Annotated in this window: 8 protein-coding genes; 4 read left to right on the top strand and 4 right to left on the bottom strand. The window is 57.1% G+C overall.

Annotated features, from left to right (window positions below; genetic code table 11):
* Window positions 1-3: 3 nt before the first annotated feature.
* A complete protein-coding gene (locus RCJ00_RS07630; RefSeq protein WP_316221202.1) occupies window positions 4-942 on the top strand; it encodes a fatty acid desaturase family protein in 939 nt (312 codons plus the stop codon).
* 118 nt (window positions 943-1,060) lie between these two features.
* On the opposite strand, the gene RCJ00_RS07625 is transcribed toward RCJ00_RS07630, so the two are convergent.
* The 3 genes from RCJ00_RS07625 to RCJ00_RS07615 are packed head-to-tail and all read right to left on the bottom strand — an operon-like array spanning window position 1,061 to window position 4,424.
* Entirely contained in the window at window positions 1,061-2,197 is a 1,137-nt protein-coding gene (locus RCJ00_RS07625) for an acyltransferase family protein (protein WP_316221201.1), read from the bottom strand.
* A gap of 11 nt (window positions 2,198-2,208) precedes the next feature.
* The gene (locus tag RCJ00_RS07620) at window positions 2,209-3,447 is read right to left on the bottom strand and encodes an MFS transporter (protein ID WP_316221200.1); all 1,239 of its coding nucleotides are present in this window, start codon (window positions 3,445-3,447) and stop codon (window positions 2,209-2,211) included.
* On the bottom strand, window positions 3,429-4,424 hold the full coding sequence (locus tag RCJ00_RS07615) for a carbohydrate kinase family protein (RefSeq protein WP_316221199.1): 996 nt from the start codon (window positions 4,422-4,424) through the stop codon (window positions 3,429-3,431). The genes RCJ00_RS07620 and RCJ00_RS07615 overlap by 19 nt, the downstream gene beginning before the upstream one ends.
* A 142-nt stretch (window positions 4,425-4,566) precedes the next feature.
* Here RCJ00_RS07615 and RCJ00_RS07610 point away from each other — a divergent pair, with 142 nt between their 5' ends.
* The 3 genes from RCJ00_RS07610 to RCJ00_RS07600 all read left to right on the top strand — a co-directional run bounded on the left by RCJ00_RS07610 (window position 4,567) and on the right by RCJ00_RS07600 (window position 11,414).
* Window positions 4,567-5,886 carry an ROK family transcriptional regulator gene (locus tag RCJ00_RS07610; RefSeq protein ID WP_316221198.1) on the top strand — a complete coding sequence of 440 codons (1,320 nt, stop codon included), beginning with the start codon at window positions 4,567-4,569 and terminating at the stop codon, window positions 5,884-5,886.
* Between the two features lie 155 nt (window positions 5,887-6,041).
* A complete protein-coding gene (locus tag RCJ00_RS07605; protein WP_316221197.1) occupies window positions 6,042-8,654 on the top strand; it encodes a TonB-dependent receptor in 2,613 nt (870 codons plus the stop codon).
* A gap of 750 nt (window positions 8,655-9,404) precedes the next feature.
* Window positions 9,405-11,414 (top strand): putative bifunctional diguanylate cyclase/phosphodiesterase, encoded by a 2,010-nt coding sequence (locus RCJ00_RS07600; protein ID WP_316221196.1) that lies wholly within the window; start codon window positions 9,405-9,407, stop codon window positions 11,412-11,414.
* A 113-nt stretch (window positions 11,415-11,527) separates the two neighbouring features.
* Here the strand turns inward: RCJ00_RS07600 and RCJ00_RS07595 are convergent, their stop codons facing one another.
* Window positions 11,528-14,011, bottom strand: a complete 2,484-nt coding sequence (locus tag RCJ00_RS07595; RefSeq protein ID WP_316221195.1) for a TonB-dependent receptor — start codon at window positions 14,009-14,011, stop codon at window positions 11,528-11,530.
* Between the last annotated feature and the right edge of the window lie 6 nt (window positions 14,012-14,017).

The raw sequence follows: 14,017 nt of genomic DNA, 5'->3' as shown, positions 1-14,017 counted from the left end.
GAAATGACCAAAAAACCAAACACACGCCGTATTTTTGCGACCAGCGCCTGGGATGCCGTGCCCGCCGCACTGGTCGTCGTTCAATTCTTGCTGATTGTCGCCTTTGCGCTCAGTTGGTGGCGTATGACCTGGCTGGAACGGGTATTGGGCTTATGCGTCTACGCCTTTAGTGTCGGTTGGAACCTGAACTCCGTTGCGCACAACTTTATCCACAACCCGTTCTTCGTGTCAAAAACCGCGAACCGCGTCGTGTCCTACCTGATTTCCTGGAGTCTTGTCACGCCGCAGACCATGTATCACTACGTGCATCTGTGGCACCATGCCGGCAATGGCGATTATCCTGACGATACTGGGCACACCCTCGATCCGCTGTCCATTTATCAGTTTGGGGCGGACCGCAAAGCGGAACCTTTATTGTCCTACGTCTTTCTTCAATATTTTCGCGATGACGATCCCTTCACGCTGGCGAAAAAGATACGTAGCCGACGGTCCCGCGACGCCGATCAGGCCATGCGTGAGTTCTGGTCGACTGTCATTGTGTGGATACTCTTCCTGATTATCGCCTGGCCGTTTGCCCTGCTCGGTATTGTGGCGAGCTATCTGGGGCAGTGCTTGTCCAACCTGTCCGGCTATTATGAGCATCTGGGCGGCAATCCCGACGAACCGATTGCATGGGGCGTGTCGACATACGCACCTATCTACAACTTCGTTTTCATGAACAACGGCTATCACGCCGAACATCATTTCCGGCCGAAGCAGCACTGGACGCGGATGAAGGCATTGCGGGATACCATCATCGATGCGCAGCGCGAAAAGGGTGTGTTCGTCATTGGTCCCGCCCACATCCTGGGCTTTCTGGAACCCAAAACCTGGACCATCCCGGTAGCGAAACGGGCCGCAAAAGCGAAACCGGATCAGCCGTCCGGCGGACAGGATGTTTAGAGCCTCGCGTTTCTGGCGGTCTCGGCCTGGTCAGAAGCAGCAAATTGGCAGCGCCGCTGTCACTGGGCTACAGGTCTTAGCGGCCGGTGGCGCATGAAGACCGGCGACCAAAGGACATCTATATCTTTACAATCCAGTTCTGCCGGCGCAGATATTCGACGCACATCCATATGAACAGGATAAACAAAATCACGGGTATCAGGGCTGCGATCGGCTCATAAATCCAGCCGCGTAAGCCAAAATAGGGCAGTCCGAATAGAGACCAGGTCGGAAGCTGATACCATAATTCATCCAGGACATAGGCGACGATGGCGTTTATGCCGAATGCCATCGGGAAAAGTGCCGCCCAATGGGGGGCTTTGCCGCGGTCGAGGACGAAGTGCAGGCTTGCCAACACCAGGGTTGTCAGGCCGCAGGTCACCAGGACGAAGCTGCTTGACCAGATATCCTTGATGACGGGGAAGACGAAGCCCCAGCCGATACCGACCAACAGCATAACCAGTCCGGCAATCGCCAGACGTCCGGCGGCGGATGGTCCGCGGTTGCGGCTGATGAATTCTCCAACCGCCACGCCGATGAGCCCGTGGGCAATCGCGGGCAAGGTGCCGAGCAGGCCTTCTGGGTCATAGCCTTCGGGCCCCTTTACATAGTTGTGATGGCCATCACCCAACCACACCCGGTCGACGGAGCCGATGAAATTATGTCCGCGCACCCAGATGTCGCTCGGGCCGGCATCGAGTTGCGGCAATAGGGCGAGCGGCCAATAGAAGATCAGTAGGCCCGCAGCAATTCCCAGACGTGTCTTCGGCCCGCACGTTAGGAAGAGAAGGCCGCAAGCACCGTAGACCAGGCCTGTACGCTGCAGCACGCCGAACAGGCGCCAGGTGTTCGTGGCAAAATTGGCGAAATAGTCGATATTGACCAGGATGAAGCCCAGGGCGACGAGCCGGATAGCCCGCCAGATGACCTTGGACAGCACACCTGCATCGACAGCCCCTGAGGCTTTGATCTTGCCCAGAGCCAACGGCACCGAAACGCCGACCATCATCAGAAAGGCCGGAAAGACCGTATCGGCGAGATGCAGGCCTTCCCAGCGCTCGTGGAGAAGCTGGGAGAAGACCTGGGCGTGGAAGCCTTCCTTTACGCCGTCGGTCGCATTGGCCAGGATCATGCCGATAACGGCAAGGCCTCTCAAGACGTCGAGAGAGATAAGGCGTACCGGTCGCGCCGGCGGCGTAGCGGCTTCGGTTATCAAGGCTGCTTTCCTCAGGTGTGTTGCGACGTCTGAAAGACCGTCTGATTCTTGACGAGGGGTTTGGCGTAAATGCCGATAACGAACAAAAAGGCCATAAATGCGAAGACCAGCAAGTAGGCCAGTCTAAGGCCCAGATGTTCGCCGACGGCGCCAACAAGCAGGGGGCCGAACGCGCCACCGACAATGCCCGAGCAAAGGATACCCGACAAGGCGCCGTGATTATTGGGAATTGAATTCAGGCCGAGCGAAAAAACAATCGAGAACATCACAGACAAGAACAGCCCGCACAGCGGAAATGCCACCAGGCTGACCTGCGCGGTCCCGAAAAGCGCCGCCGCCAGCGATAGGGCGGCACAAATGACGGCGCCACATAGCACGACCTTCGAATCAAACAGCTTGAGCAGCCCCAGCCCGATCAGGCAGCCCACGGACATCAATCCCCAGAAATTGCCCACCTCTTGCGCGCCGACGGTCGTTGGATCGATCCCATCATAGGTCTGAAGGAAGGCAGACATCCAGTTGGCGATGGACTGCTCCATGGCGACGTAACAGGCAATCCCGAAGAAATAGAGCAGAGCCGTAGGGTTGCGCATAAGGCTCAGATAGACGCCGACCGGTTCTGCGCGTTCGTCGGCGTTGAGGCTGAAGGACTTAAGATTGATGGCGAATGTCAGCCCGATCGTCAGCAGGAACAACACGGCGAACAGCCAGTAGAGCAAGGCCCAGTGTGGCGCATGAAACATCGTGGTCAGGGCCGTTAGCGCGCCTGGTAAGGTCGCGTTGTGGTTCATAATCACCGAAAAAACTGCGGGACTGAGGTAGGATGCCAGGCCGAACACCAATTGTCCCAGTACGGAGTAAAACGCAAAATGCGTTTCACCGCCGGCCATGCGCATCAACGGATTGATGATGACTTGCAGCATGGCCATGCCAGCGCCGATGATGAACAGCGCCGCCACACCCGCCAGGTATGTGGGGTGAAGGGCAAAGATCAGGGCACCGGCCAAGTTGACCGACAAGGCTGTCAGTAACGAAAAAGATGGGCCACGGGTCTCGATCAGGGCGCCGGCTGGTATCGAGACCAGGCCATAGGCGAGAAAGAAAGAGAAGGGGAGGAATCCCGCTAAGGCAAGGTTCAGGTGAAAATCGCCGATCAAGACTGGCATCAACGGGCCAATGATGTTCGTCACGAAAGAGATGACGAACCATACGCACAAAATGTAGACGACTGTCAGACCCCGGTTGGCCATGCTGTTTCCCCTATTGAAACGCCCTGTTTAAGGCTTGCCGACGCCAGATTTCGTGGGAACCGAGCGATGATTTCGGTCGCCGTCTCGCAGCCAGCCTTGAGCGCGTCCATTAAGCCAAGACCGCCATTGCGTGCGGACAGATAGCCGGCATTAAAGGCATCGCCTGCGCCGACTGTATCGAAAATGTCGGAGCGTGCCGCTGGTACGTAGTGGCCGGATCCTTCCGGCCCCATACCCGCAGCACCCCGGGGACCCAGTTTGGTGACCAGTGTCGCTGACGGTGGCAGGCGCTGTGCCAACAAACGCATGGCATCATCGAGGTTATTCGTGCCCGCCAGGCTGGTGACTTCAACTTCGTTCAGCAGAAGATGGTCGACCAGGCCCAGCCAACTCTGGACCTCGGCCACGACGCTAGGTGTCCAACCCTCCGGCGGCCAACCGGTGTCCAGCGCGATGACGTAACCGAGGCCGCGCAGGGAGTGCAGGATTTCCATATAGCGGCGGCGCAGCCTTGGGAGCAGAAAAACGCCGGTGAGCAGCGCGATGGCACCTGGTCGGGCTGACGGCGCAATAGCCCGGGCCAGAGGTGCCCACTCCTGCTGGTCCAGATGGCCGACGGTTGTCAGAAAGGTGCGTTCGCTGGAGGGATCCAGGACAGCCACCGTTATTGAGGTCGCCGCTTCGCATAGATCGATGGTCGCGGTGCAATCGTCGAACTGTTCCCGCAGCCACAGCCCCATCGAATCATTGCCCACCGAGGTGAACAGGTCGACCCTGGCGCCGAGGGCCTTCAGCGCCAGTGCGACATTGCCGGCGGAGCCGCCCGGGCGCATTTCGCTGCGCGGCAGGATGGCTTCCGTGCCGACTGCCGGCCATTGGGCGAGCGGCCCCATAACCATATCTATATTGATGTCGCCAATGACGGTGACGGCCGGTAAGGTGCGATCGGCAGAAGCCGACGGGGAAGGGATATTCATAGTTATGACCCGGGCCAGGAGGGGGGTGCGTTGCCCCGTGGTCGCGGTCCGCCCTGACCGCCCCATATCGAAACTGCGTGAGCGGGCCAAGAATGTCAATTAATAAATCTATTGGATGTGTTTAATTGCGTCTTATGATTAGATGCGTATATGTACCGGTTATGCGAACGGGCGCGATCCGTTCGGCCCCTTTTTGATGGATCCGGAGCAGACAAGGCCGATGGTGAGCCGAGGCACGACACAACAATCCAGCGCGCCATTCAATCGACGCATTGTGCTGGACATTATCCGCCGCCAGGGCGAGGCGTCGCGCAAGGATATCATGGACATCGTTGGCCTCAGCCCTCAGACGATCGTCAATATTACCCAGGATCTCGAAGACCTGAATCTGATCGTTTCCAAGCGCCTAAAGGGCGAGAAGGGGCGTGGCCAGCCGCCGATGGCCTTCCAGCTAAATCCGGATGGCGGCGACGCCATAGGTATCAGCCTGTCTTTGAACCAGATGTCGGCGGCGCGGGTCAATCTGGTTGGTGAAATGCGTGGCCGCCGCGACCTGGAGATCGATTTGCGCGATCCGACTACGGCGCTGGTAGCGATGATCAAGCAGGTCAACGCCTTGCGTGACGCGGCCGGAAGTGCCGACCGTATCTGGGGGGTAGGGGTCGCCATGCCTGGGCCGTTTGATGCTCCCGACCTGAGCTTCAAAGGGCCAACTGTCTTTGAAAAGTGGCGTGGGCTGGAGATTTTCACGGCCCTGGAAGAGGCTGTGGGGCTCCCGGTCTTCTATAATGTCGACAGTGTCGCTGGGGCTGTGGGGGAATCACTATTCGGTGCCGCGCGTGACACGAATCGCTTCTTTTATCTGTACATGGGGGCGGGGCTCGGCGGCGCCTTGATGCTGAACCGCGCGGCCTACCAGGGTGCCAACGGGAACGCCACCGAAGTCGGCCATATTCCCGTCGAACGTGGCGGCCGGTTGTGTTCCTGTGGCAACCAGGGGTGCCTGGAAACCTATCTGTCGCTTCACGCCTTGTCGGAGGCGCTTGGCTGCGACGAGATAATCACCGCTGACCAGGTCGCGCGAAGGTTACAGGATCGCGATGAGGCTATTACGCAATGGTGTCGCGATGCCGCGCCTTATCTGCGTCAGGCGATCTGCACCATTGAGAACATGTTCGATCCCGAAGTGATCGTACTGGGCGGATCGGCGCCTCCCGCGCTCTGGGAAATGTTGATCGATGTCGCTGTGCCGTGGTTGCACTCCGTCCGCAGCGGCCTGAGTATTCACGATCGCGATCGCGTGGTCTTGTCGCGCCAGGCCGGTGACAGCGCGCTTCTGGGCGCGGCGGTGTTGCCGATCTACGAAAAGCTTACCCCTCGCATGGACGTGCTTGTCCAGGGGCGACCGGATAGCGACGACGTCGTGCAGCAGAAAAAGGCCCGCCGCGTCGGGTTAAACTGAACCGGCTTGATTTTACGGTGTCGCGATCAAACTGACGCCAAATTGTCACACTCATTTCTGATTAATTACACCCAGTAGAAGTATATATTGACCATGGTCGTTTCCTGCCGCAACTCTTCTGCCCGGAAGCCAAGTCGGGCTGGTAGGAGCAATTCATGAGACGTGCGATTTCACACCAAAAGCATTCCCTTTTGATGCTTACGACGGCCTTGGGCCTGGGGGGCGCCTTTGCCGGCACCGTGCCTGCCGCCGCGTGGGCGCAAACGGCGCAACCAGCCGCGGCCTCCGCCACTGACAAATCGGGTGATGCCATTCCCGAAGTGATCATCACCGCATCCAAGCGCAGTACCAAGCTGCTGAAGACGCCGCTGGCGGTGTCGGCCCTGACGCAGGATGCGCTGACCAAGCAGGGGATTGTCGACATCAAGGGATTGGCGACGTCGGTCCCCAACCTGCAGATGGGTTCGAACGGCGATTCCAGCACGGCCATTACTATGCGCGGCGTATCTTCGACCGATACGACAGAAGTCGCGGAAGCCGCCGTGTCTATGCACCAGGATGGCTTCTATTCGCCGCGCCCCCAAGGCGCCCTGGCGCTGATGTATGACGTTGAGCGCGTCGAAGTATTGCGGGGACCGCAGGGGACGCTATTCGGCATGAATTCGCCCGGCGGTGTAATCAACGTCATTCCGGCCAAACCGGTCTTCGGCCGCTACTTTGGCAAGGCCGACGCCTCCTTGAGCTCGTATAACGGTCGCGACCTGCACCTGACCTACAATTTCGGGCTGGCGGACAATTTTGCCATCCGCGTCAACTACATGGCGGCGAAGCGCGATGGTTATGGTCAGCAGGTTGAAGACTTCACCGACCTGGCGTCACCCGCCAACGGCATCGTCAAGGACGGTATTCCCGACGTTTATCAAGGCTATAACCACGCCGTCTCGCCGAAGAACTATTACAACAACCAGAACGAATGGGCGGCGCGGGTTATCACGCGCTGGCAGGTCAATGACCGACTGGAGCTGTCGCTGACCTTGTCGCGTTTTGCTGATAACGGGGCGGGCGACCACGACTATGTGGACTGTAAGTCGGCGGTGGGTACGGCGGCGGCCTGTGATCATCAATTGCGCTATCTGCTGGTCAACGTCCCGGGTTATGTACGCATGACGCTGGATGACTACCAGTTCAAAGCGACCTATAACGTCAACGACAACATGGTTCTGGAATATCGCGGCGGCTTCGAGGACGAGCGCCGGCATCAGCTGACCGACAATGACGGTGGCGCCTATGCGCCTGCAGCCTGGTCGTCGATCGGCGAAGCTATCACACCCGAACAGCAGGCAACTGAATACTACCCCGTCGAAGATACCGACAGCCTGACCGCCAGCAGCAACTACCGATCGATGACGCACGAAATCCAGTTGAAGTCCAACGGCGATCACCGTCTCAGCTATGTGCTGGGCGCCTTCTATCTCTACGAGCACAAGCAGATCAATTACGAGCAGAACTCTTACGAGAACAAAACCTATGACGCCGCCAGCGGGACGCCGGACGGTCTGCCCTGGGGCGTCTATTACGACCAGCGCAACCGAACGACCGAGTCGAAAGCCCTGTTTGGGCAGTTTGACTACAAGATCACCGACACACTGACCGCGACCATCGGCGGGCGCTATTCCTGGGATCGTAAGGGGGATCACGGCGGCCTGGAATATGGCTTCTTCAGCGGGGATCCGTCCTGGTACAATGGCCAATATACGTCAGGCTTCCCGCGGGCGCACCAATCCAACAACCTGACCCCGACCATGGGAACGGGGGCCGTTCCTGGCACGGCACTCCCACTGTTCGACGTGACCGATTCCGATATGAAATGGAATGTCGGCACCTATCGCCTGGGTCTGCAATATAATCCATCGACCAACCATATGTTCTATGGCGCGATCGCCAGCGGTTACAAGATGGGCGGGATGTACGAGACGGCGGACTTCTGCAACAATGGCTGTATTCAGCTTCTGACCTATCGGCCCGAGCACGTGACCAATTACGAAATTGGCTATAAGGGCAAGCTGTTCGATAACCGGCTGCAACTGTCCACGGCCTTCTTTTTCGAAGACTATCATGACATGCAGAACACCGGCGACAAGGTTATTGGCACCAACACCGATCCGTCCAGCCCACTCTTTGGGCGCCCGGTTACCGCCTGGACCACAGACAATCTGCCAAAGGCGCGCATCGACGGTGTGGAAGTCGAGTTCGAATCCAAGCCCTGGAAAAATGGTCACTTGAACGGCTACGTCTCATGGCTGGATGCGACGGTGGTCAAGGGAACGCTGATCGACGAATATGCGTGCGGCGAGCGCCAAATATTCAACCAGGCGCAGTGCGGCCCATCGGACCAGCCGATAAGCATCAAGGGCAACCGTTTGCCGTTCGCGCCGGAATTCTCGTTCTCGGTCAATTACAGCCACGATATCCGGCTGAACAATGGCTATTTGATCCAGCCTTATGTTCTGGTCCACTGGCAAAGCAAGATGTGGCTGGATGTGCGCAACTATGACGGTGCGCATCTGGCGCAGTCGCAGGCCGCCTATAGCAAGGTGGACGTCAACCTGCGCGTCACCCCGCCGACCCAGAAGGTCTTCGTTGAGCTCTATGGCCAAAACCTGGGCAATGTCGCCACCAAGAACTTCCAGTTCCTGGATCAAGGTCATTTACGCGCCAGCTACGATGCGCCACGCACCTTGGGCATTCGCGTTGGCTCTGACTTCTAAGACTGGAACTGCACATTGGTTTGACGGACATCGAGAAACGGTGTCCGTCACATTAGGGTTGAACCGCCCCGGATTTTGCCGGAGGCGAGTTTATTAAAGTTGCGCGACCATCTCTTCGGTGTCGAGAGCGGGAAAATACATTTCCTCAGCCTCGGCCAGCGGTATCTTGCCGATGGCTCAAGCCGCCGATGATTCAACCTGCCTACTCACTCAAGTGAGTTAAACACAATGGTGGCGGGTTTAGGCTGTTGGTAATCGTCCATCCAACAACGAAAATACGTGGGCGTTCGGCGCCGCAACCGGTCTTGCTCTTCGGGCGCGACGGTGTTCCACTCGTTTTGGCCCCAAGCGGACGCATAGCCCAAAATATTTAAGGTAGAACGCTCAAATCCGCGGAAAATTTAATATTATTAATCAGTAGGTTGCCATTCTTTTCTCAAATTATTACCGCATTGTGGCAATTGATAAACGCTGAATTAAGTGCCCTCAAATATAATAATGTTATTCTAATTGACTTTCCTGCCTCACCCTTGACGGTTCCAGTCGCAAATACCTTAAGCGCGCTGATCTTGGGAATTTGTGCCAAGAGTTGGGCACAGCCAATGAACGGCGGAATTCACATAGAAGTCGGTAATATATGTCTCCGCTTGTGAGGCCAGTCTTTAAACACTCTGAACTCCCTTGTCGGTAATATGCTTGTTTTTGACAGTAAAAAGCGACGTAATATTTAAGCGGCGATAGGGTAGTAAGATGAAAAGCATGAATTACACGTTTAAAGAAAATGCTCTATTTCAGTCAAAATTGATTGATATCGCCTACAAAAATCTCCTACCCATGTTATTCGTCAATGTCGCTGCGGCTTTTGGTGCCGCCTGGACGGTTGCGAGTGGGGGCCATGTATGGGCCTGGGCTTGGCTTTGTCTTATGTGTGCTTTGAGCGCTATCCGGCTATTCGACTGGGTGCGCTACAGATCGAGTACCAAGTCGAGGTCGCCTACCGGTCCTTCAAAATTGGCCTATTGGCAGCAAAATTACGGAGTAGGATTGTGTGCATCGGCCATCCTGTGGGCGGTTTTAGCGTGCGGTGTCATCGATAGAGAAGCCTCGTATTCCGGGAGCGTTGCTAGATACACCCTTGTTATCATTATTTCCGCCCTGGCGGGGGGAGCTACCGGCGTTACCGCCGCGATGAAATCTCAGGGACGTCTCTATATAACCATCTTGTTGTTGCCAGCCTCGTTAGCCCTGGCAATATTTAGCTCAGTCGATGTCATAATCGCAGCGCTCGGTCTTATCTTCTTGGTCGTTATGCTGGTGACGCATTCCAACAACCACAATGTCCTGCGCCAAAGTCTGGATCTTGAGCATGATAATATAAGTCTTATCGCAGACCTTAAAGATCTCAATGGGACACTGGAGTCGAAGATTCTTGATCGGACCCGTGCCCTAAAAGAGATTGCGCACAACGACGTCCTGACCAATCTACCGAACCGGCGCGGTCTGATGGAGTGGGCCAAGGCTCTGATGAAAGATCATAGCAACCTCTCCGTGGCGGTGATGTTTCTGGATCTTGACCGCTTCAAGCAGATCAATGATGCGCTTGGGCATGATATTGGTGATCGTGTTCTGGTCAATGTGTCGGGGCAAATCAATAAGCAATTGCCGCCGGGGGCAATCCTGGCCCGCTGGGGCGGAGATGAGTTTGTTGTAGCCATGCCCTTGGCTGCGGCTGAACCGAATATTGTACAATATCTGTGCGATAGGATTATTGGCGCCGTGAATCATCCGTTTGTGCTCAACGGTGAAACCATCCGATTGGGGGTGAGCATCGGTCTTGCGTTTTATCCGGATGACGACAAATCTTTCACAGATGTTATTCATGCGGCGGATCTCGCCGTAACCGAGGTAAAGCGGACCGAACGGGGGCGTGCGCTTTCCTACAGCGAAACCTATGCGGAAGTTCAGCGTCGCCGATATGATCTCAGTCGATCTCTCGCTCAGGCGATTGGGACAGATGAATTAACTTTGGTTTATCAGCCCGTCATTAGCGCCACCACCGGTCGAGTGGTTGCTCATGAAGCCCTGGCTCGGTGGAACCATCCCTCTCTTGGCGCCATAAGTCCTGAAGAATTCATAAAACTCGCCGAGGACACCGATAAGATTGTGGCTTTGGGCGAATGGGCTTTGTACCAGGCGTGTAAAGACGCGACAGGCTGGGGGAAGGGCGGAGCGCAGATCAAGATAGCGGTCAATGCATCGATCAAGCAACTCGTTCATAGTCAATTTGATTTGAAGGTCATTCAAATTCTAAATCAAACCGGCCTTAGTCCAGCGCGGCTTGAGATTGAGGTCACGGAATCCCTGTTCGATGACGAATATTTGGAGCCGGTTCTTCGTTGTGTCAAAAACCTCCGTGAGCTTGGCGTTGAGGTCCACATCGATGATTTCGGTACGGGGTATTCGTCATTGTCGCGTCTGCACAGATTTCCGGTGACGGCGATCAAGGTCGATCGGCACTTCATAAATGACATCGATGCTGATGGACGTGTGATCGTTGAAAGCGCTGTCATGATCGCGCGAAGATTTGGTTTTGAGGTCATTGCCGAGGGCGTTGAGACCATTGAGCAGGCACGGATCCTGTATGAGCTTGGCGTTGACAAGTTTCAGGGCTATTATTTTGGCCGGCCTCAAGCCGAGGCCAGTCATCACAGTTTTGACACGCTATGGGTCTCTGAAACAGCCATCGCCCAGGCCATGTGATTGTATATACCGCCTATGCCATTGGGCGGTTGAACAACTCAGCACATCCGGCAAAGATTGTGGAAAAAACAGCTTCGCAGGTCTTATGGCCTGCGAAGCTGTTTCCCATCAGGTTAGAACTTGTACATCAACGCGAGGCGATAGTTCCGACCAAGGAGCGGGCGTGCGATGAAGGTATTGGCGCCGGCATCGGCCGAAGCCAGTTCACCGGCACGTGGGTTGCCTTCGGTCAGGCCCAGCGAGTTGGTCGCATTATCGATATAGGCATATAGCGACATGTCGTCCGTGACCTTGTACCGGGCCGACAGGTTGATGGCGGTATAGTCGGGCAGCTTGACCGAGTTGGCTGTGTCGACGAAGCGCTCGCCTTCATACTCGACGGCTGCCTGCAGGCGCAGATGATCATCCAGCAGGTTGAAGCCGGGGACGACGCGCAAGGATGTTTTCGGGACGCGGATGAGTTGGTTGCCGTCATAGTCCTGCAGGTGATTGGAACTGTCCGTATAGGTCAGGCCCTTGTACTGCGGGTCTTCGAGAGTCGCTGTGGCGGTTACGTCGAACCAGGCGAGTGGACGCCAAGCGGCTTCCAGTTCCAGGCCGAGGGTCTCGGTATTGGCAAAGGCCGCTTCCGAGGTCGAGACGCCAGTGATTACGTCGAACTTGTAATTGCTGAAGGCGACGTTGTGGTACTGCGTCCAGAACAGGGTGGCGTAGAGATCAATGGTGCGGCTGCGAAACTTGTAGCCGGCTTCGCCAAGGTCCATGGTCTGGATTATCGGCTTGGCCGTGGCACTGGTGACGTAGTTGCCGAGGCTTGGCATGCGCGCCGCCGACGTATAACGGGCGAAGAGGCCAGAGCGCGTGTCGAACTGGTAGTTGGCGCCTAGGGTCCAGGTGGTGTGGTCGAAGGTCTGGTCATAGGTGGCGAAGGTGCCGTTACCCATCAGGATCTGCGAGGTGGTAAGGGTGCCGAGATTGACCGTCTTCTTCTGCTCGACACGGCCGCGCGCCGTCATGGTTTCCCAACGCAGGCCGCCATCGACGCGCAGGTCAGGTGTGATCTGCCATTCGTCCGCCAGATAGGCGGCATAGGTGGTTTGTTCGCCGGACGCGTTTTCCCATTCATAGCCGTAGCGCCAGACACCGTTCTCGGTAAGCGCCTTGATCAGGTTGCCGCTGCCGTCGACTGCCACCAGATTGAGCAGTCGGGCATTGTCTTGGACGTCGGTGACGTAGCTCGACGAGTAACGGCTGAAGCTTTCGTCGATATGGGCGAAATAGGCGCCGAAGGTCACGTCATGGGTTTGCGAGCCGAGATCGAAGCGGTGCGAGATCTGGTTGTCGCTCATGACTTCCTTGACCGGCATGGTAATGCCGCGCAGACCCGCGACGGTGACAAGGCCGTTGCCGTTCTGCATCAGCGTGTCATAGGTCTGGGTCGGCGTTGAGTTGTAGCGCAGTTGCAGGGCCGTCGCCCCCGGTACCGTGGCTATAAGCGCTTTGTTTTGGTCCAGGAATTTAGCGGCGCTCAGCAGGGTGTTGGGGTACATCCCGTTGCGCTGCGTGGTGGTGTCATTGTAACGCAGCGTCGATTTCAGCTTCCAGCCCTCTGCGACCTCGAAGTCGAAATGGCCGGTGAGTTGCGTGCGCTTCACCTGGGTGCCGACTGTGTTGTCGTAGTGGTAGGTAGAACCATCGCCCATCTTCATGTCGGCCATCGAGGTTTCGGGGCCGGTCAAGGTGCCGTAATTGCCGTCAAAGCCAGGAACGGCCTTGATGTCACCGTTCGCATAGGTGCGCATCGGAATGCCGGTATAAAACACGACGGTGTCGTCCAGGCGCTTCACATCGAAGGAAAGGCTGCCACGGTCGAAATCCCGGCTGAGCGTGGCGCGGAGCTGGCCGCCCTTGTTGCCGGTGAAGCCCGGGTCGCGGACGCCGGTTTCATTGCGATAAAAGCCGCCGATCGAGGCTTTCCAGTCGCCAATCGGGGCGCCATACCAAAAGTCGGTGCGGAACAGGCCGTCCTGACCCACCGTGGCCTTGACGAGGCCCGACGCTTCGGCGCCGACCTTGCGTGGGATGAAGTTGACCGCGCCGGCGGGGGCGTTCGAGTAGAAGACGGCCGAAGGGCCGCCACGCACCACTTCGATACGATCGATGGTTTCATCGACGCGGAAAACCTGATCGACATTGAGATAGCCGAGCGCCGGGTCGTGGGCAACGGCAATGCCGTCTTCCAGCAGGGTGATGGAGCCGTAGCCATCGACCGGCACGCCGCGGGCGCGGACATTACCCGAGGCCTCGCCGCCGGAGGCTTCCACCCAGAAGCCGGGGACCGATTTCAGCGCTTCAGTGACGCTGGTCGGCGCCTGCAGGCGCAGGGCTTCTTCATTGATGTTGGTAACGGAATAGCTGGTTTCCGCCTTTGTGCGCTTGCCGGTGCCGGCGCGGCCGGTAACGATGACTTCGACGGCTGGGTCGGGCGCTGCGGCAGTGACTTGTGTATTGAGCTCCTGGGCGAAGGTCGCGCCGCCATAGGTCAGCGCGACCATTGCGACAGATGTGAGTAGAGTAAATTTGGACTGAAAAGACATGGTTAT

Origin of the sequence: Asticcacaulis aquihabitans (genome assembly GCF_032490435.1) — a bacterium.
Classification (GTDB): domain Bacteria; phylum Pseudomonadota; class Alphaproteobacteria; order Caulobacterales; family Caulobacteraceae; genus Asticcacaulis.
This window is presented reverse-complemented; position numbering and strand designations above follow the sequence as displayed.

Coding starts and splice junctions, on each gene's coding strand:
- RCJ00_RS07615 (WP_316221199.1), bottom strand. CDS start 4,424: ATGAATATCCCTTCCCCGTCGGCTTCTGCCGATCGCACCTTACCGGCC.
- RCJ00_RS07605 (WP_316221197.1), top strand. CDS start 6,042: ATGAGACGTGCGATTTCACACCAAAAGCATTCCCTTTTGATGCTTACG.
- RCJ00_RS07630 (WP_316221202.1), top strand. CDS start 4: ATGACCAAAAAACCAAACACACGCCGTATTTTTGCGACCAGCGCCTGG.
- RCJ00_RS07620 (WP_316221200.1), bottom strand. CDS start 3,447: ATGGCCAACCGGGGTCTGACAGTCGTCTACATTTTGTGCGTATGGTTC.
- RCJ00_RS07595 (WP_316221195.1), bottom strand. CDS start 14,011: ATGTCTTTTCAGTCCAAATTTACTCTACTCACATCTGTCGCAATGGTC.
- RCJ00_RS07600 (WP_316221196.1), top strand. CDS start 9,405: ATGAAAAGCATGAATTACACGTTTAAAGAAAATGCTCTATTTCAGTCA.
- RCJ00_RS07610 (WP_316221198.1), top strand. CDS start 4,567: ATGCGTATATGTACCGGTTATGCGAACGGGCGCGATCCGTTCGGCCCC.